Source organism: Bacillus sp. CZDM1 (assembly GCF_055502545.1).
Genome location: NZ_JBUESO010000005.1, coordinates 103742 through 122346, shown reverse-complemented (window position 1 = coordinate 122346; position 18605 = coordinate 103742). Strand labels below are relative to the sequence as shown.

Below are 18605 nucleotides of genomic sequence, written 5' to 3'. Positions count from 1 at the left end.
GGTTACGTCATCCTTCCGCTTTTAACTCTAATAATAAATCACGAAGCTCAGCAGCACGTTCAAAATTAAGCGCCTTTGCTTCTGCCTTCATTTCTTTTTCCATTGTAGCAATCAACTTATCTCTTTCCTTCTTCGACATCTTGCCGAAGGATGCTGCTGGTTTGTAATCTTCCTGCTCCTCAGCAGCATGGGTGGCACGAATAGCCTCGCGAATTCCCTTTTGAATCGTCATCGGCGTAATGCCATGCTTTATATTATATTCTTCCTGGATTTTGCGACGCTCTCTTGTTACATTAATCGCAATTTCCATCGAATTTGTTATTTTGTCTGCATACAAAATAACATGACCATTGGCATTACGCGCTGCCCGGCCGATAGTTTGGATCAATGAACGTTCCGAACGAAGGAAGCCTTCCTTATCGGCATCGAGAATCGTAATCAGCGAAACCTCAGGGATATCCAGTCCTTCTCTCAGCAGGTTAATCCCGACGAGGACATCATACTTACCGAGCCGGAGCTCACGAATAATTTCAATCCGTTCGAGTGTTTTCACTTCTGAATGTAAATATTGGACTTTAATGCCTATTTCTTTTAAATAGTCCGTTAAGTCCTCCGACATTTTCTTTGTCAGCGTCGTAATAAGGACTCGTTCATTTTTCTTGATTCGCTCCTGTATTTCACCAATGATGTCGTCGATTTGACCCTCAATTGGACGGATCTCTATTGTTGGATCCAACAATCCAGTTGGTCGAATGATTTGCTGAATCATTTCCGGAGTATGCTCTAGCTCAAAAGGACCTGGCGTTGCTGATACAAAGATCGCATTATGAATATGCTTTTCAAATTCATCAAAGGTCAACGGCCGGTTATCTAGCGCTGATGGCAGACGGAAACCGTGGTCCACAAGCACCTGTTTCCGGGCTCGATCACCATTGAACATCCCTCTTACCTGCGGCAGGGTAACATGTGACTCATCGACAATCAAAAGAAAATCTTCTGGAAAATAATCAAGCAGCGTATACGGTGTAGAACCAGCAGGTCTCAGTGTCAGATGACGTGAGTAGTTTTCAATTCCTGAACAAAAACCCATTTCCCGCATCATTTCAAGATCATAGCGAGTACGCTGTTCAATCCGCTGCGCTTCAAGCAATTTATTTTCCTCACGGAGGTCTTCTAGGCGTTCTTCGAGTTCTTTCTCGATATTCTCGATGGCTACTCTCATTTTTTCTTCTCTGGTTACGAAGTGGGAAGCTGGAAAAATGGCTATATGATCACGTTCACCGATAATTTCCCCCGTTAGGGCGTCGACCTCACGAATGCGATCTACTTCATCGCCAAAAAATTCTACGCGCACACAATGTTCATCACGTGACACAGGGAAAATTTCCACCACATCGCCGCGAACTCGGAACGTACCACGTTTGAAATCAATATCATTTCTTTCATACTGAATATCAACCAAACGATGCAGCAGCTGGTTGCGTTCAATCTCCATACCTGTCCTTAGTGACAGCACCATTTCTCGGTATTCTTCAGGTGAACCGAGACCGTAAATACACGATACACTGGCAATGATAATAACATCCTTCCTCTCAAATAAGGAGGATGTTGCGGAGTGCCGAAGTTTATCAATTTCATCATTAATACTGGCGTCTTTTTCAATAAATGTATCTGTCGAAGGAACATAGGCTTCCGGCTGAAAATAATCGTAGTAACTGACGAAATACTCAACAGCATTATTTGGAAAAAACTCCTTAAATTCACTGTATAGCTGACCGGCTAATGTTTTATTATGAGCGATGACAAGTGTCGGCTTGTTTACTTCTTTTATCACGTTTGAAACAGTAAACGTCTTACCTGTTCCAGTGGCACCAAGCAAGGTCTGGTAGCGCTTGTTCTCATTAATCCCCTGAACTAACTGTCGAATCGCTTCCGGCTGATCGCCTTGCGGTGAATATTTCGAAACTAATTCAAATTGATCCTTCACTGATTTTCCTCCCGTACGATAAAATCACTTTCTAGCAAAGAACTTGCACATGTACCGGGATGGTGCTGGAAAGTGTATCCTGAAACTCTAATAGTATCATTCTAACACAATTCCCCAAAAACAAACCACTAATATGCGAACGAACATTCGATTTTTTGATATAAAAAGCAAAAAAGCCTGCCATTTGATTGACAGACTTAACATCTACGGTGGGTGATTATGTTTTTTTGAAAACTCTTTGTTTCATTTTTGCGGCAAGCCAGAAGCCAACTGTAAGCGAAAAGGCATCTACAACGATAAGTGGAAAAGTATTGGTATACCCTTTAAAAGCAGAGGCAGCAATGAGCCCGACGGTCAATGCAAGACCGATAAGCCGATTGTATGTGACTCTGGTAAATAGCAGCACGAGTAAGCCCGGCAAAATCAGTGCAGACAAATATCTAATAACCATCTCCAAAATGGGTCCACCTCATTTATTTCATTTCTGTTTATTCATTTTAGAAATTTATTCACAAAATTGCAAGAAAAAAGACAAGAGATCGACACTCTTGTCTTCGAAACAATTATCCTCTCTTTTTAAGAGATATTAATAAAGCTATTAATCCTGCTGCTAATGCTGCGATTGAAAGATACAGCGGTGTGTTTGATGTGCTCGTTTCTTTAACTTCTTCCGTTACTTTTTCTTCTGACGAAGCATCCTTATCAATTGTTTTTTCTCCATGGCCGTGTGCAGAAGCGTCAGCTGGATTTACAACCGTTATAGAAGCTGGGTAATTTGCCTCTTCTGCTTCTACCCATTCTACAACACTTCCATCCGAGTAGGTTTGGATCGCTTTCCAAACGATTTCGATTGCTTCGTCGCCTACTTTTCCGTTCATGTTAAACTGACCAAATTCAGTAGCAGATAGGCCTTCACCTTCCGTTGTCCAGGTCACTGATTTAATTTTACCTGTATCATCTTTCTGAATTTCATAAATCCATCCTGGCTTCGGTTCAAAACGAGTAATATTAACATCTTCAGGAATTAATACTTGAATTTTTGTTGTCAAAACATCTTCTTTTTCAGACGGTACTTTTACCGTAAACATTTGATATGCCCCTTGTGACGTTTCATTTGGCCCAACGGTAACATGAGCACTTGCTACCCCGGTAAAAAGAGAAAAAGCAACAATCATTGTTACTAGTGAAGTAAATAATTTTTTCATTTTAAAATCTCCATTCTTAAAAAATATTTTATAACATTAATAAGTTCCTTACCTATAAAATTAAAGATTTTTACTCTTTCTTTATATGACCCTTATGGGCTATTTTTTTAAACAATGGACTAAAATGTTCATAGAAATGTCACAGTGTTGGATTTATCATGTAAAATGATAAATGCAATAAAATAAAGGAGATAACACTTTGTCATACCGATTCCAATAAACAAATTGCTGATCAATTATTTATTTCTGAAAACACGGTGAAAAATCATCTGAAAAATTTATTAGAGAAACCAGAGCTTGAAAACCGTGTTCAACTTGCTATATATGCCATTAAACACTTTAAATGAACCCTTAGTTTAATTCCTAAGGTTTTTTAATTTGTCCAATACTGGTATTTAAAAGATTCATATTTTCATTTACAAATGAATAATCATGTTTTAGAATGTAAAGCGAAACGATTACGATTATCACAATAAAAGAATGGAGTTAAAAAATATGAAGATTTCTCAATTGGTTACCACTTCTGTACTCGTGTTAAGTCTTATTTTATCCGGATGTGGAAAAACCGAAACGGTAAGTAAAAATGACGATAAAAAGAATCAAGCTAAAGTAACAGTCTATACGACTATCTATCCGCTTGAGGATTTTACAAGAAAAATTGGCGGAGAATTTGTTGATGTTCAGAGTATCTATCCTCCAAACGTGGACGCCCATTCATTTGAACCATCTCAAAAGGATATGGTCTCCCTTGCCAATTCCGATTTATTTATCTATACAGGAGTTGGACTTGAAGGATTTGCGGAAAAAGCTGCCGAAGCTTTGAAAAAAGAGGACGTACAAATAGTAAAGGCTGCGGAAGGCATTGAACTCATCGAAACCGAAGATGAACATCATCATGGAGATGAAGAATCTGAAAGTGAACAACATGAGGATGAAAATGGGCATTCCGAGGAAGATGAGCACGAAGATTCCGAGGCACATGAAGATCATACCGATGGTGACCTAGACCCGCATGTATGGTTAGATCCGGTTCTATCTATTGATTTAGCAAATAACATCAAAAACGCATTAAGTAAGCAAATGCCAGAACACGCTGCCGAGTTTGAATCCAATTTTAATCAGCTAAAAAATGAGCTGGAAAAACTCGATCAGGAATTTAAAACCACGATTGATAGTTCAAAAACGAAGAATTTATTAGTTGCACATGCTGCCTACGGATATTGGGAAAAGCGATATGGCATTGAAGAAATTGCTATTTCAGGTTTATCACCGACACAAGAACCATCTCAAAAAGAACTGCAAGCAATCATTGAAGAGTCTAGCGAACATAACATTCAATATGTGATTTTCGAGCAGAATGTTTCACCCAAAATAGCAAAAATCATCCAAGAAGAAATAGGAGCTAAGTCTCTTACTCTCCATAATTTAGAAGCTATAACGGAAGAAAACATTAAACAAAAAGATGATTACTTCAGCATCATGCGTAAGAATTTAGAAAGCATCAAGACCGTTTTAAATAACTAACGACGATATGCATCTTATCTATCCCTGCCTAATTGCGGCAGGGATTCCCTTACATAGACGGAGCCATAGGTATATATTTAATTTTTTATTCATACTCTAGTAAATGTACCAAACTATTTACTAGAAACAGGGGGTATTTATGTATCGCATTGTTCGTAATAATATCATAGAATTTACAGGTATTATGCTCATTGTGTTAGCGTTATTAGTGCTTTCTTTTAGTACTAGCTTTAAACTCTCATTTGATATACCTCCGTCATTATTAAATCTAAATACAATTTTTCTAAGTATTTTAATAGAGGCACTGCCCTTTGTTTTAATAGGAGTCCTCATTGCCGGTGTAATCCAAATATTTGTGACCGAAGAACATATTCAACGCTGGATTCCCAAAAATAAGGTTTTAGCTATCATCATGAGTTGTATCATTGGTGCCCTCTTCCCTGCATGTGAATGTGGAATTGTTCCCATCGTCCGCCGTCTTGTTGGAAAAGGTGTACCCATCCATGCTGCCATCGGCTTTATGCTGACAGGTCCGCTTATAAATCCGATTGTGATAGCCTCCACGTATATGGCATTTGGAAACGATTTTAAGATTGCTGGATTAAGAATGGGGTTAGGTTTTTTCATTGCTGTTTTGGTCACTTTTGCTGTCAGTATCCTTTTTAAAGGGAATCAATTAAAGACCACCGTCCTTACAAGTACTTCTCAAATACTCTCAAAGAAAGAATCTCTTATTACAAGATTTTGGTCGATGTTAACCCATTCAATTGATGAGTTTTTTGATATGGGGAAATACCTAGTCATGGGAGCCTTTTTGGCTGCCTTTGTACAAACCTATCTGCCGGCAAAAGCTCTCTTAGAAGCTGGAAGCGGAACGGTATCTTCTCTAGCAGTCATGATGGGATTAGCTTACGTTTTATCCCTATGTTCTGAAGCAGACGCGTTTATCGGTGCATCCTTCAGCAGTATTTTCCCAACTTCAGCCATTTTAGGTTTTTTAATTTTTGGTCCCATGATGGATTTAAAAAACACCCTTATGATGCTGAGCGTTTTCCGAATGAAGTTTGTTATCGGTGTGCTGGCTTTAATCATTTCGGTCATCTTTATTACAATCATGTCTGTGCAAAGCTTTATTTAAGGGGGGAAAGTCGTGAGATTCCATTTTCAACAGGCCGTCAGAGCTTTTATTCTGCTAGCTTTTTCAGTCCTGCTTTTTAAGCTTCATTTTACTGGAGAAATAACAAAGTTTATTAATCCAAAATATGAGGGTTTAAGCCAATCCGCTTCCGTACTATTTTTAATATTGTTTATGATCCAAACGACAAGAATATGGACAATTAAGGCAAACAATCAGCATCATCATTGTCATCACGAAGCTCACGACCATTGCAGCCACGATCATGGAGATACACCGTTTACTACTAAAAAATTACTCGCTTATCTTGTGATAGTTTTTCCGTTGGTCACTGGGTTTCTGCTTCCGGCCAAGGTGCTCGACGCATCGATTGCAGATAAAAAAGGCGGCTTAGCCGTATTATCTGAACAGCAGGCCGATAAGAAACAAGTGGACGAGGGTGTACCTAACACTGACCAACAGGAAGATCCAGTTATTAATGAGGATTTAGTAGACCTTTCACGTATTAAAGACAACGCTTATACAAACGAAGAATACGAACAATTAATACAGCAATTAGAACAAAGTTCAACGATTGATATGAACGATACTGTTTTTTCAACTTATTATGAAGAAATGCATATGGACCTCGATAAATTTAAAGGCAGAGAAATTACTTTAAAAGGATTTGTTTACAAAGAAGAAGGACTTGAACAAAACCAGCTAGTGCTGGCAAGATTTTTGATTACCCATTGTGTAGCAGATGCTGGCATTATCGGATTTATTTCAGAGTTACCTGAAGCAACTTTACTAGAAGAAAACACCTGGATTGAAGCGAAAGGCGTTTTAGATACCACAAGCTATAATGGTGCAAAATTTCCAATCATCAAAATCACCAACTGGAAAGAAATCGATGAGCCTAAAGAACCGTACCTCTATCCAATTACCGTGAAAATCCTTTAGAAAAACCAGAGGGTGTCCCAAAAGTATGGGACACCCTCTAGTTAATTACATGTTCCATGCGGGCTAGGACAGCCAATTTCAGCTTTTTCGACCTGGATGGTGCTATGTTCAATATGAAACTCATCGTGAAGAATTTTTTGTGAACAAGCGAGGACTTCATCATGGCTGGCTTCGTCTAAAATGGTAATATGACAGCTTAAAACCGGGTATCCAGATGTAATCGTCCAGACGTGCAAATCATGGACTTCTTTTACTAACGGAATTTTACTCAATGAGTCTTTAACTTGATGGAGATCCATTTGGGTTGGTGCACCTTCCATTAATATATGGAAAGAGTCCTTTGTAACTCGGTATCCGCTAATAATGATTAACACAGCGACAATGACACTGGCAATCGGATCGGCAATCGTCCAGCCGAAGAACATAATCAACAAGGCTGCAATGATGGCACCAACAGATCCAAGCATGTCACCAAGTACATGCAAAAATGCACTTCGGACATTGAGGTTATCATCCTTGTCACCGCTCATCAGAATCCAGGCAGCGATAATGTTTACCACCAATCCCGTTACAGAAATCATCAGCATGCCCGTACTCTGCACCTCCGGCGGCGCAAAGAAACGCTGAAACGCTTCATAAAAGATATATAAGGAAATGATGATTAACGTAAGTCCGTTCAAGGCAGCAGCAATGATTTCAAAGCGCTTATATCCATACGTTTTTTCCTGCGAAACCTGTTTCTCCCCGAGCTTAATGGCGTAAAAGCTTAGACCAAGTGCAGCTGCATCGCTGAGCATATGTCCAGCGTCAGACAATAAGGCTAAGCTGTTTGTTAAAATTCCGCCAATCACCTCGACGACCATAAACGCAGCAATCAAAATAAATGAGCCTAGCAGAGCTTTTTTATTACTTGTATGCGAATGTCCATGCCCGTGACCATGTGAATGCCCGTGAGAGTGGCCATGGTGGTGGTGATGTCCCATAAATTTTCCTCCCCCAAAGAGTTCGTTCTTAGTTTTTTCTTATCTCTGTTTCGTGATACCTATCTACTTTCTGCCCGAAACCTCATGCTGGTGCTCAAAGGCAATGTGAATGAGTTGTTTGACATGATCATCATCGAGGGAATAGTAGGCTAATTTCCCCTCTTTACGGTATTTTGCAAGTCCTTGGCTCTTTAAATGGCGCAAATGATGGGAAGCAGTTGCCGTTGTCGCACCGACAATATTTGCCACATCACATACACATAGCTCCTCCTCAAGTGTGAGGGCATAGGCAATTTTCATTCGCGTTTCATCGGATAAGGCCTTAAAAAGCTTTGTAACCTCAACAATATTACTTTTTTCAACTAATGGCTGTAGTCGTGTCGTTTTGTGGCTATCTACACAGCTGACTTCGCAAACATCCCGTTCCTTCATTCCATCACCTCATACATTCAAATCTTTATTTGATTATATGATATTCAAATCAATGTTTGAATGTCAATTGTTTTTATTTTATAAAGCTGTGTTAAACGGGCCTGTTGATTTACCCAAAGTACTTCATTAATCCAAACATAAAACCGCCAAAGAGGACAATGATCCCTGAGAAAATAGCCATTACATTTAAGGTGTCTTGTTTTTGGAGTTTTTTGTACTCTTTGAAGGTAATTTCACCCCTGGCAAATTTTACACCGAAGGGATTTGGTTCTATTGAATATACCGTCCCGTCTTTATCTTCTAATACTACCTTTGTAATGTACCCGGCTTCACTTTTAGAGTAATCTACCCTAATAAATTTATAGAGTGTATTTTTCCTAATCTTTTCACTCATTTCAAATGCCTGCTGCTCAATAAAGCTATTTGGCGAACACACATCATCACCTCATTCGGATAGAGTTTCCTTTAATCCACTATTTTTCCCTAAACCAACTTTTATTATATTGTATGACTACCCTTTAGGTTTGACAACTAAAAAGAGGAACCAATGGCCCCTCTAAGTTAAATAAGTTACACCCTGTGACTCATAGGCAGTGAGAATAAGTAAATATTCGTAACTGCAAGTGCAATCATAAGGATATAGTAAGGCAGTATGGCTTTGAAGGATGATTTCTTACCCATCCTGTACGTTACATAAACTGTACCAATTAATCCAATTACAATAATCGCATATTGTATCATCTGAACGGTAGGGGTAGATGCCAAACTCAAACTTTCTGGATTTGATTCTACTCCAAATAAACCGATACTGTTATACCATATTGCTTTACCTTCCGTAAAAATATGGAATAGATTATGCCCTAAGTGACCAGCAAGGTCTAACGGAATGATTGCATAACCAAATCGGGTAAAGTTCTTTTTCACTGTGCCTTCCATGCCGAAGAAAGATGCAAGCTTAGCAGTACCTAATAGTAAAAGAATCGGTAATGCCATGGCAATGATAAAGGCAACTGTAAAGTTTACAACATAACTTGATGTACCTGTCACTGTGCCAATTGCTTTTAAAATACCCTGCCACGGTTCAAGCATGGTAATGTTCTGGACGAACACAATACCCATAATAACAGCTGCTAAAGAAGCATGTTCAAGCTTTGGATTCTTTAAGCCCCATAATTCCTTTGTTGGAATTCTTGTTTCAATTTTGATCGAATCATTTGGACAGTTTTTCACACAATTCCCGCAAATATTACATTCCGCACTGGATTCCATTGTTCTAGGAAATTGGAACATTGGACAGCCTTCTACCTTCTCGGTTCCTTTATAGCAAGATTGAACTTTACAGGTTTTACAAATATCAGGGGTTGCTTGCACTTTAACTGCTCCAGAACGAGCATAGTTTCCAGCAAGACCGCCAAGGAAACAAAGTGTCTTACAAAATGTTCTTCTTTCATAAAAAACAGAAGTGGCTACAACCATTGTTACAAGAAGCAATAACAGGTACCCTGATCCCCTTGGCGACTCCACAATTCCCCAAACGTGATCACTATAGGTAATCGCAATAAAAAATAAATCTATTAGCCAGATTCCATATTTTTTTAGGAACTTAGGCATTGGCCGCTTGCTGCCAACAAAATTCCGAACAATATCGCTTAACTTGCCAAATGGGCAAATCGCACACCAGAAACGGCCAGCAACTAAGAATAAAATTGGTATGATCGGCCACCATAACACCCATGTCATCGTTGTCCCAAAGTTTTTACTCGGGTTAACGGTTCCCATTACCAACTCAAACACGATAACTGAAAAGACAAAGATGACCATCCATTGAAAGATTCCTGGATACCATTTACTTTTTACAAAGCTCTTTACCCACGGAATGGATAAGAGATTAAAAGGTTCCTTCTCAGGTTTTAAGTTTCTCTCAGGCATTGCCATTATTTAATCCCCTTCCTTCTAAACCATTTATTCCAAACACCGATTAAGATAAATGATAGATTCACTGCTCCAAATGATCCTAACACTTTATAGTTAGGCGGTGTTTCCTCTACAGGTCCATGGTGATCGTCAACCTCTGCTTCATTTTCATGAGCTTCTTCCTCATCTGAATCCGTTTCTGCTTCTTCACCATGTGTATCTTCCTCTTCACCATGAGCGTCAGCCGCATCGGAATGGGCATCTGCTGCATCGGAATGGGCTTCTTCCGCTTCAATATGCACTTCTGCTTCATCTGGATGAGCCTCAGCATCTTTTGAATGAGTATCCGCTTCTTTCGAATGAGCATCAGCTTCCTCAGAATGCGAATCTTCATCCTCAGAGTGAGTATCCGCTTCTTCTGAATGCGTATCTGCACTTTCACTCTTTTCGTTTTGTTCATTACCTTCTTGATTTGTTGATTGTTTGTCGTCATGACCTCCCTCTGCCATAACAGATAGGTTGAAAGAGAAAATAAATAATAATACAAATAAAGATATAAATCTCTTTTTCACTTTTTACACCTCCAAAAAGTTTTTTACGAATTAAACATTTCATTTGTTTATAATTTTAATTTAATGTGTATATTTGCAGTTTTTATGCATTTTTAATGGAGATAATATGGCTGATACTTTTATTTGAGATTTGTTCATCGTTTTGTAATAAACAAAATTTTATAAGCTACTAAAAGGCCTTTTGAAATTTTAGGCAAAAAAAAACTCTGACCACAGTCTCCAATGGTCAGAGTTTTAACCCTACTAAGCAGGTATTTCTATATAAAGTTGTTGAAAGGTTGTCAACTCTATTTCTTCATCTTCATTTAAATACTTTGCAATGGTAATTATTATTTGGGATTCAACTTAGCTCCAAGTCCAATACCACCATTAAAAAAGAGCTTAATCCCTAAAAGGATAAGCTCATCAATATTATTTAGCTGGAGATAGTTCACTCTCCGTTACCCATTTATGATTTGTTACTTTTTCTCCATCCGTAGTGGTGAAATCAACCATATACACAGTTGTTGCTTCAGTTGAATCAATTTCAGCTGTCACTCCATCCATGCCTTCCATGTGTTCAGCATTGATGGTAACTTCTGATCCAGGTTTAAATGGTTCGTCACCCGCATCCTGAATTTCCTCATGAATGACCCATTTATGGTTTTCTATTTTTTCTCCACCATCTGTCGGAGTGTAAGAAATGGTATAAACCGTGGTATCATACGCTCCTACAATCGTTGCTTCAGCACCCTTCATACCTTCCATGTGATCGGACTCAATAATCACTTTACTGCCTGCTTTGTATTTCGGATTTTCAGCTTCCTTTAACCCTTCAGGGACTTCAGACGATCCTGAGTGGTCCATATTAGAGTGACCGTCGTCATTTGAGCAAGCTCCTAGAATAACGAACAGGGCTGCTAACACAAGTAAAATAACTGATTTTTTCATTCCTTTTTTGATCATTTAAATAACTACCCCTTTTCCCTTTATTTAAACAAGTAAGATGTTAGCACAAATTTGTGCAGAAAATATGAATTTAACTGTTGGCATTCCCATAGCAAACAATTTATAAATAAGCCATTAAATCTGCAAACATTCTTCATATTTTTCATTTATTATAATGATATATTGTGTAAATGGCGGTGGAGTATGAAAACGATATTACTTGTAGATGATGAAACCCGGATGCTAGACCTTTTAGACTTATACTTAAATCCCCATGGTTATAAATGTATCAAGACGACTTCCGGTAAAGATGCCTTATTCATTTTAGAAGAGGAGAAAATTGACCTTGTGATTCTTGATGTGATGATGCCGGAAATGGATGGCTGGACGACCTGCAAAAAAATCAGAGAGTTCTCAAATGTACCCGTCATTATGCTTACCGCAAGAACGGAGACTGTCGACGTCATTAAAGGGTTAAAATTTGGTGCAGATGATTATGTGACGAAACCATTCAGCGAAGAGGAATTATTAGCTAGAATTGAAGCATTGTTAAGAAGAACAAATGATGTAAAAGAAAAAAAACTGATTTTTAAAGGGTTAGAGTGGAAGGAAGAATCTGTTGAATTGAAATATCAAAGTACTGCCATTCAAGTAACTCCCAAAGAATTTGCCTTAGTGGGTTTGTTTTTAAAAAATCCTCACAAAGTCTTTTCCCGCGACCATTTATTGTCTACCATATGGGGATTAAACTCACATATAGATGATCGGACAGTAGATTCCCATATTCGGAATCTGCGAGAAAAATTGCGAAATGCCGGCTTTCCTGTAGATAACCACCTATTTACGGTTTGGGGCGTCGGATATAAATGGACAGTTGATGATACAGAAACATCTATTTAGACTGCGAGGTGTTTACCCTTGAAGATTTCCATAAAACTAGGATTATGGTTCTCCCTTTGTATATTAATTATTGAAGTAATTTCGATGACTTTTTTGCATAACAATTTAGTACATACACGGGTCCACCAGGAATTTGAATCCCTTCTCTCAAAGGGAAATAGTCACCGTGCTGTATTAGAAGCGAAGGCAGACGCGCACACACTTAGTCATGTAAAATTAATGGCAGCACAATCCGATTCCCCGGTGGTGGTGACGAACCTTGATGGTGAGATTTTGGTTTCTTCTAACAAGATTAACAGAAGCATAGAGGACATATTGAATTTACCTGTTGCAGACGCTGACCTTCCAAAAAGAGGAGAAATCCTCCAAGAGGACTGGAAAAAGAAAGAATATATCGCCACAGTTACGCCGATAAATAAAGATGGTAAGAAATTCGGTTATGTGTATATGTTCAAAAAAACAGATGATGTCCAAAAGCTGATCTCCCAATTAAATAGACATATTTTTATTGCATCTGTGCTTATCCTGTTCACGGTTCTAATTTTCATTTTCTTTTTATCAAAAGCTGTAACAAAGCCTTTGATCACCATGAAAGAGGCAACAAAAAAATTAAGCAAAGGGGATTTTTCTGTTACTCTTCCAAAACTGTCCAATGATGAAATAGGAGAGCTTTCACTTTCTATTCAAACGCTTGCCAACGACTTAAATTATTTAAAACAAGAGAGAAATGAATTTTTAGCAAGTATTTCTCATGAACTTCGGACGCCATTGACCTATATTAATGGGTATGCTGACATCGCCAGACGAAAGAATCTTGAGGAAAAGGATCGAGCACACTACCTTGAAATTATCCAAGAAGAATCCCAGCGTGTAAGCAGCTTACTAAAAGAGTTATTTGACCTGGCCAAATTGGACCAAAATACGTTTTCAATAAAGAAAGAACAGGTAAATTTGAGCAGCTTTTTTCACTCCATTTATGAGAGGGTTTTGCCGGCGTTTAAAAATAAACGAATACAACTTCAATTAGACTGTCCCGCGAACTTATTTATTGATATTGACCCTACTAGATTTGAACAGGTGTTAATCAACCTGTTAGATAATAGTCTCAAATACTCGAATGAAACCAGCACTACGACTGTAAGTGCAGTGGAAGAGAATGGAAAAGTTCAAATTACGATTCAAGACCAGGGAATTGGAATTCCCGAAGAAGACCTGCCGCATATCTTTGACCGTCTTTATAGAGTGGATAAATCTCGCTCAAGGGCTACAGGTGGATTCGGTTTGGGCCTTGCCATTGTCCAACAGCTAGTCGAAGCTCATGGTGGAGAAATTAATATTGAAAGCCAGGTAGGTGTAGGAACTCGCTTTATGATTATTTTAACTCAACAAAAAAACTCCTTCTAAACTGCTGCTAGAAGGAGTTTTTTAATGTAATTACCATTCTGCAATGCTTCCATCCTTGTGGCGCCAAACTGGGTTTTTCCAGTTGTGACTGATTTCCGCTTGTTTTCTTACAAATTCTTCATTGATTTCAATTCCTAATCCGGGACCTTGCGGGATGCTGACATAACCATCTTTATATTCAAATACAGATTTATCAACAATGTAATCCATCAAGTCACTGCCTTGGTTGTAATGGATACCCAAGCTTTGCTCTTGAATAAAGGCATTATGTGCTGTTGCATCCACTTGCAGACAAGCTGCAAGGGCAATTGGTCCTAATGGACAATGTGGGGCAAGTGCGACATCATACGCTTCCGCCATCGAGGCAATCTTTTTACATTCCGTTATACCGCCTGCATGGGATAAGTCAGGCTGAATGATATCGACATATCCATCGGACAGCAATGATTTAAAATCCCAGCGCGAAAACATCCTCTCTCCCGTTGCAATCGGGATCGATGTATGTTGGGCAATTTCCTTTAAGGCTTCATTATTTTCGCTCAAAACCGGCTCTTCAATAAACATCGGTCTGAACTGTTCTAGTTCTTTTGCTAGAATCTTGGCCATTGGTTTATGTACCCTACCGTGAAAATCAATCCCAATTCCTACGTACTGTCCGACAGCTTCACGAACCGCAGCAATTCGTTCCAGCACCTGATCAATTTTCTCATAGGAATCAACATACTGTAATTCTTCGGTTCCATTCATTTTGACAGCCGTAAAGCCAACTTCCACAACTTTCTTGGCCGCTGCTCCAACATCAGATGGACGATCGCCGCCAATCCAGGAATACACCTTAATCGAATCTCGGCAGGCACCGCCTAACAGCTGATAGACTGGAGCATTAAAGTACTTTCCTTTAATATCCCAAAGGGCCTGGTCAATTCCCGCAATTGCACTCATGATAATGGGACCTCCGCGATAAAATCCGGAACGATACATCATGTTCCAATGATCTTCAATTCGGAGCGGATCCTTGCCGATTAGGGATTCCATCAATTCCTCAACACAAGCCTTAACCGTGGCCGCTTTTCCTTCAATGACCGGTTCACCCCAGCCAACAATTCCTTCATCGGTTTCTATTTTTAAAAATAACCAGCGTGGCGGAACTTGAAAAAGCTCGTAACTGCGAATTCTCATCTGCAAACACTCCCCATATTTAGTAAAAGTCACCTTATTCTGAGATGCCAAAATCACAATCTAAAATCTCAGTTGCTCCATAAACAAGCGAATATTCTACCTGCTGGTCACTAGCCTCAATGATTGTCCATTTAGGATTCGTATACCTTAATAAATGGGTAAAAGCCTTTCGTAATGGGTTTGAACCTCCGACAATTACCCAATCTATCTCGTCCATTGATTCCATCGTTTGAGAAAGCGCCTGAAGATCATTATAGATAACAGCTCCAGCAAAATAATTTGCCCGCTGATTTTCTTCCAAATCAGAAAATAAATCAAGTAAACGAATATGATAAAAACTCCGTGTCAGGCCATGCATTTTCGCCGCATCATACCCGGATTCAAGCATCTTCTCATCGATGCTTCCAATAAGATTTGGATTCAAGGAATTAGAAAGAATTGTTTCCTTCTGAACAGCCTGGAGGATTTCCCCTCCTAATGTTGATACACAGTACAACAAATCCTTATTTTCACCAACAGCCACAAATTTTGTATGAGAGCCAGGAAGAATAATCATCCCTTTTCCCTGTACGGCAAACTGTTTTAGCAGTCCAAAGGATTCTACTTCCTCCCCGCGCATCACATCAAAATCATTAATACGGGATACCAAATCCTCAGTCCCCGAAAGGCTGCCTTTATTTTTCATCCCCGGAATAAAAACACAAGGGATATACAGGAACTCATCAAGCTTGGTTACTTTTGAGTACTTGGCAAAGTCGGAAATTCCTGCGGGACTAGCCACATGAGGAATCTCATAGATTCCTAAATTGGAGGTAATCATCCCTGATGCTGCAATATACTTTATATCAGAGGGGGTAAACTGATTTCTAGTTAATAATCGCTGGATTCCTTTTTTCAATTGGACCTTCAGGTTATGATTACTACCTGAAATGGCTGTGTCCCTGACACCAATTCGGATTTTTTCAGAATCAATGACTTTGTTTGTTGTTCGATCATATAGTCTAAGTCTGGAGTTGGTTGTTCCAGAATCAATCAGAATTACCTTCACATTCGCCACCGCTTTTCTCGTCATTCAATTTGGTGATTATTGTTGACTGACAATTTCTACGAAGCTTGCTGCCCGTCTTTCAATTTCTGTAAAATCACCTTGTTGTACTAGCTTTTCATCCACGAGCGCACTGCCAATTCCCAAGGCATTTGCACCTGACTTTAAATATAAACCTGCATTCTCTAGGGAGATTCCCCCGACAGCCATCGTTTCAACAAACGGTAACGGACCCTTTAAGTCAGTCAAATACTTATGACCAAGCTGTCGAATCGGGAAGATTTTAACCATTTTCGCCCCGTATTCATATGCCGTTAACACCTCAGTAGGAGTCATGACTCCCGGGATAATCGGCACATGATAGCGATTGGCGATTTCAATGGTTTCCTTTTTCAAAGTGGGGGTTAGGAGGAAGCCTGCCCCAGACATAATCGCCAGTCTAGCAGTCTCTGAATCTAATACCGTCCCTGCCCCAATCAGCAGCTCAGGAAAGTTTTCTTTTAACCGTTCAATTCCACTTAAAGCGCCAGGGGTATTCATCGTGATTTCAATAGCACGAATTCCCCCCTTATAGAGACTTCTAACTGTATTTTCTAATCCCTCTAACGAGTGGCTGCGAATAATGGCCACCAGTTTTGCTCTTCTAATCTCCTCTAATGACGAGGTGCTCATTCCACTTCAACTCCTTAGATGAAAGTTACCCTTTTACACTTCCTCCAGTCAGCCCAGCAATAATATACTTTTGGGCAAACAGCGCCAAAATAAGAACCGGTGCTGTGATGATCACGGAAGCCGCCATCAGCCCACCCCAGTTTATCTCTGAATAGGAGATAAAATTAAACACTGCTATCGGTAATGTCTTCGTATTGTCGCCTGCAAGAATCAAGGAAAACATAAAGTTATTCCATGAAAAAATAAACGCTAAGATCGATGATGTTACAATTCCCGGTCCTGAAATTGGAAGCATAACTCTTACAAATGCACCAGGGATGGAACATCCGTCAACACGAGCAGACTCCTCAAGTTCAAGCGGCAATCCTTCAAAGAACGGAATCATAACCCAAATAATAAACGGCATTGTCACAAGCATATGACTGAGAATAAGGGAAGTATAAGTATCAATTAATTGCAATTTCGAGAAAATGATAAACCAAGGGATAAGGAAAGAGATACCAGGAACAATTCTGGCTACCAGTATCAAAAGTCCAAGCCCTTCCTGTTTATATTTTGCAATGGAATAAGCAGCCGGCAATCCTAGAATTAGGCCAAAAATCGTCGCACCTATTCCAACAATAAAGCTGTTCCAAATAAATGAAAGAAAAGAATATTCGTTAAATACGCTAATGTAATTACTGAAATTAGCGGTAATTTCAAATAGTTTTGATGTATCTAATATCTGTACCTGCGTTTTAAATGACGCAAGGAGCATCCAAAGGAAAGGTAGTAAAAACAAAAACAGGGATAAGTAGACACCCACGTGAGTGAGGATTGATTTTATTGTTATCGGTTTTTTTCTACTCATAGGTTAACCCCCGCTCTCTTCCGTAAAAGGATCGTGAAAATACTGATGCTAAGGACAATAATGAAGAAGATCATAAGCAAGGCTGATGCCTGGCCAATTTTAAAGTATTGAAATCCTAAAACGTAACCATAGATGTTGATTGTCTGGGATGACGTTCCTGGACCACCCTGGGTTGTAGCATATATAATATCGAACGTTTTTAATGCATCAATCATTCTTAGCAAAACGGCCGAATAAAGCGTCGGCTTCAATAAAGGAAGTGTAATTTTTGTAAACGATTGCCATGTATTCGCTCCATCAATCATAGCAGCCTCATATGGATCCTTTGGCAGCGAAACGAGACCTGCTAATACGATTAATGCAATCATTGGTGTCCATTCCCAAATATCAATAAAGATTAACGATGGCATAACCAGACTCTGAGAGGTTAACCATTCCTGACCTGGGAGCCCTAATTTTTCTAAAAAAACATTTGCGATACCAATATTAGGCTCATAAATAAGCACCCAAATTAAACCTACAGCAACTGGAGTTGCAACCATTGGCAATAGAAATAATGTTTTTACAAGCCCTTTGCCAACAATATTTTGGTTCATCAGAATGGCAAGCCCCACTCCCAATACTGTTTCAAGCGTTACCGCCACAATGGTAAAGTAAAACATAAGTTTTAATGATTTAATAAAAAGTTCATCTTGAAATAATTCAAGGTAATTTTGAAGAGCTACCCATAACGGCGGGGTAATATTGGACATACTCCATTCATGAAAACTAAGCCAGAATGTATATCCGACAGGCGCGACCATCATTAGCGCTACAAAGATCACAGCAGGCATAGTAAAAACCCACTTGATGTTACGATCAATCCAATTTGTCATACTGCTCCTCCTTACCAATGATCAATTGCCTTAAAAAAAACGGCCTCCTGAGAGCATCT

At 39.2% G+C, this 18605-nt stretch carries 19 protein-coding genes and 2 pseudogenes; 6 read left to right on the top strand and 15 right to left on the bottom strand.

From position 1 onward, the window contains the following. Positions 1–7: 7 nt before the first annotated feature. From uvrB to ACY3XC_RS13215, 3 genes are all read right to left on the bottom strand, one after another. Positions 8–1987 carry an excinuclease ABC subunit UvrB gene (gene uvrB / locus ACY3XC_RS13225; protein ID WP_464868973.1) on the bottom strand — a complete coding sequence of 660 codons (1980 nt, stop codon included), beginning with the start codon at positions 1985–1987 and terminating at the stop codon, positions 8–10. 217 nt (positions 1988–2204) lie between these two features. After that, positions 2205–2438: a DUF2198 family protein gene (locus ACY3XC_RS13220; protein WP_179156858.1), complete on the bottom strand. Its 234-nt coding sequence runs from the start codon at positions 2436–2438 to the stop codon at positions 2205–2207. Positions 2439–2550: 112 nt separating this feature from the next. After that, entirely contained in the window at positions 2551–3192 is a 642-nt protein-coding gene (locus ACY3XC_RS13215) for a YcnI family copper-binding membrane protein (RefSeq protein WP_464868972.1), read from the bottom strand. A 212-nt stretch (positions 3193–3404) separates the two neighbouring features. Between ACY3XC_RS13215 and ACY3XC_RS13210 the strand changes: the two are divergent. From ACY3XC_RS13210 to ACY3XC_RS13195, 4 genes and pseudogenes are all read left to right on the top strand, one after another. After that, positions 3405–3539: pseudogene (locus tag ACY3XC_RS13210) on the top strand (response regulator transcription factor); the annotation flags it as partial. A 148-nt stretch (positions 3540–3687) separates the two neighbouring features. Further along, entirely contained in the window at positions 3688–4716 is a 1029-nt protein-coding gene (locus tag ACY3XC_RS13205; protein ID WP_464868971.1) for a metal ABC transporter substrate-binding protein, read from the top strand. Between the two features lie 139 nt (positions 4717–4855). Beyond that, the gene (locus ACY3XC_RS13200) at positions 4856–5854 is read left to right on the top strand and encodes a permease (protein ID WP_464868970.1); all 999 of its coding nucleotides are present in this window, start codon (positions 4856–4858) and stop codon (positions 5852–5854) included. A 12-nt stretch (positions 5855–5866) separates the two neighbouring features. Continuing rightward, positions 5867–6793 (top strand): TIGR03943 family putative permease subunit, encoded by a 927-nt coding sequence (locus ACY3XC_RS13195; RefSeq protein ID WP_464868969.1) that lies wholly within the window; start codon positions 5867–5869, stop codon positions 6791–6793. Between the two features lie 41 nt (positions 6794–6834). Here the strand turns inward: ACY3XC_RS13195 and ACY3XC_RS13190 are convergent, their stop codons facing one another. The 7 genes and pseudogenes from ACY3XC_RS13190 to ACY3XC_RS13160 all read right to left on the bottom strand — a co-directional run bounded on the left by ACY3XC_RS13190 (position 6835) and on the right by ACY3XC_RS13160 (position 11639). Next, the gene (locus ACY3XC_RS13190; protein ID WP_464868968.1) at positions 6835–7776 is read right to left on the bottom strand and encodes a cation diffusion facilitator family transporter; all 942 of its coding nucleotides are present in this window, start codon (positions 7774–7776) and stop codon (positions 6835–6837) included. A gap of 63 nt (positions 7777–7839) precedes the next feature. Continuing rightward, positions 7840–8208 (bottom strand): ArsR/SmtB family transcription factor, encoded by a 369-nt coding sequence (locus ACY3XC_RS13185; RefSeq protein WP_464868967.1) that lies wholly within the window; start codon positions 8206–8208, stop codon positions 7840–7842. A 109-nt stretch (positions 8209–8317) separates the two neighbouring features. Next, positions 8318–8644 (bottom strand): hypothetical protein, encoded by a 327-nt coding sequence (locus tag ACY3XC_RS13180; RefSeq protein ID WP_464868966.1) that lies wholly within the window; start codon positions 8642–8644, stop codon positions 8318–8320. Positions 8645–8778: 134 nt separating this feature from the next. Continuing rightward, positions 8779–10143 (bottom strand): 4Fe-4S binding protein, encoded by a 1365-nt coding sequence (locus ACY3XC_RS13175; RefSeq protein WP_464868965.1) that lies wholly within the window; start codon positions 10141–10143, stop codon positions 8779–8781. Beyond that, positions 10143–10694 carry a hypothetical protein gene (locus ACY3XC_RS13170; RefSeq protein ID WP_464868964.1) on the bottom strand — a complete coding sequence of 184 codons (552 nt, stop codon included), beginning with the start codon at positions 10692–10694 and terminating at the stop codon, positions 10143–10145. Before ACY3XC_RS13170 ends, ACY3XC_RS13175 begins: the two co-directional genes overlap by 1 nt. A gap of 249 nt (positions 10695–10943) precedes the next feature. Then, positions 10944–11092: pseudogene (locus ACY3XC_RS13165) on the bottom strand (nitrite reductase); the annotation flags it as partial. 13 nt (positions 11093–11105) lie between these two features. Next, a complete protein-coding gene (locus ACY3XC_RS13160; RefSeq protein ID WP_464868963.1) occupies positions 11106–11639 on the bottom strand; it encodes a YdhK family protein in 534 nt (177 codons plus the stop codon). Positions 11640–11825: 186 nt separating this feature from the next. Between ACY3XC_RS13160 and ACY3XC_RS13155 the strand changes: the two genes are divergently transcribed. Both ACY3XC_RS13155 and ACY3XC_RS13150 read left to right on the top strand, forming a co-directional pair. Next, a complete protein-coding gene (locus tag ACY3XC_RS13155; protein WP_464868962.1) occupies positions 11826–12521 on the top strand; it encodes a response regulator transcription factor in 696 nt (231 codons plus the stop codon). Positions 12522–12539: 18 nt separating this feature from the next. Next, complete coding sequence (locus ACY3XC_RS13150; RefSeq protein WP_464868961.1) at positions 12540–13925, top strand: sensor histidine kinase; 1386 nt, start codon at positions 12540–12542, stop codon at positions 13923–13925. Positions 13926–13955: 30 nt separating this feature from the next. Here ACY3XC_RS13150 and dgoD read toward each other — a convergent pair whose 3' ends face one another. Genes dgoD through ACY3XC_RS13125 form a run of 5 tightly spaced genes read right to left on the bottom strand, consistent with a single transcriptional unit; the run spans position 13956 to position 18546 of the window. Continuing rightward, positions 13956–15104 (bottom strand): galactonate dehydratase, encoded by a 1149-nt coding sequence (gene dgoD / locus ACY3XC_RS13145; RefSeq protein ID WP_464868960.1) that lies wholly within the window; start codon positions 15102–15104, stop codon positions 13956–13958. 34 nt (positions 15105–15138) lie between these two features. Further along, positions 15139–16152: a 2-dehydro-3-deoxygalactonokinase gene (locus tag ACY3XC_RS13140; RefSeq protein ID WP_464868959.1), complete on the bottom strand. Its 1014-nt coding sequence runs from the start codon at positions 16150–16152 to the stop codon at positions 15139–15141. A 36-nt stretch (positions 16153–16188) separates the two neighbouring features. Then, complete coding sequence (locus ACY3XC_RS13135) at positions 16189–16821, bottom strand: bifunctional 4-hydroxy-2-oxoglutarate aldolase/2-dehydro-3-deoxy-phosphogluconate aldolase (protein ID WP_464868958.1); 633 nt, start codon at positions 16819–16821, stop codon at positions 16189–16191. Between the two features lie 25 nt (positions 16822–16846). Continuing rightward, on the bottom strand, positions 16847–17671 hold the full coding sequence (locus tag ACY3XC_RS13130) for a carbohydrate ABC transporter permease (protein WP_179156552.1): 825 nt from the start codon (positions 17669–17671) through the stop codon (positions 16847–16849). Then, a complete protein-coding gene (locus tag ACY3XC_RS13125; protein WP_464868957.1) occupies positions 17668–18546 on the bottom strand; it encodes a carbohydrate ABC transporter permease in 879 nt (292 codons plus the stop codon). The genes ACY3XC_RS13130 and ACY3XC_RS13125 overlap by 4 nt, the downstream gene beginning before the upstream one ends. Between the last annotated feature and the right edge of the window lie 59 nt (positions 18547–18605).

Excerpts from the sequence above, each read along its gene's own strand:
- ACY3XC_RS13160 (WP_464868963.1), bottom strand. The coding sequence starts at position 11,639 with ATGATCAAAAAAGGAATGAAAAAATCAGTTATTTTACTTGTGTTAGCA.
- ACY3XC_RS13185 (WP_464868967.1), bottom strand. The coding sequence starts at position 8,208 with ATGAAGGAACGGGATGTTTGCGAAGTCAGCTGTGTAGATAGCCACAAA.
- ACY3XC_RS13125 (WP_464868957.1), bottom strand. The coding sequence starts at position 18,546 with ATGACAAATTGGATTGATCGTAACATCAAGTGGGTTTTTACTATGCCT.
- ACY3XC_RS13205 (WP_464868971.1), top strand. The coding sequence starts at position 3,688 with ATGAAGATTTCTCAATTGGTTACCACTTCTGTACTCGTGTTAAGTCTT.
- ACY3XC_RS13190 (WP_464868968.1), bottom strand. The coding sequence starts at position 7,776 with ATGGGACATCACCACCACCATGGCCACTCTCACGGGCATTCACATGGT.
- ACY3XC_RS13130 (WP_179156552.1), bottom strand. The coding sequence starts at position 17,671 with ATGAGTAGAAAAAAACCGATAACAATAAAATCAATCCTCACTCACGTG.
- ACY3XC_RS13175 (WP_464868965.1), bottom strand. The coding sequence starts at position 10,143 with ATGGCAATGCCTGAGAGAAACTTAAAACCTGAGAAGGAACCTTTTAAT.
- ACY3XC_RS13135 (WP_464868958.1), bottom strand. The coding sequence starts at position 16,821 with ATGAGCACCTCGTCATTAGAGGAGATTAGAAGAGCAAAACTGGTGGCC.
- dgoD (WP_464868960.1), bottom strand. The coding sequence starts at position 15,104 with ATGAGAATTCGCAGTTACGAGCTTTTTCAAGTTCCGCCACGCTGGTTA.
- ACY3XC_RS13215 (WP_464868972.1), bottom strand. The coding sequence starts at position 3,192 with ATGAAAAAATTATTTACTTCACTAGTAACAATGATTGTTGCTTTTTCT.
- ACY3XC_RS13220 (WP_179156858.1), bottom strand. The coding sequence starts at position 2,438 with ATGGTTATTAGATATTTGTCTGCACTGATTTTGCCGGGCTTACTCGTG.
- ACY3XC_RS13200 (WP_464868970.1), top strand. The coding sequence starts at position 4,856 with ATGTATCGCATTGTTCGTAATAATATCATAGAATTTACAGGTATTATG.
- ACY3XC_RS13155 (WP_464868962.1), top strand. The coding sequence starts at position 11,826 with ATGAAAACGATATTACTTGTAGATGATGAAACCCGGATGCTAGACCTT.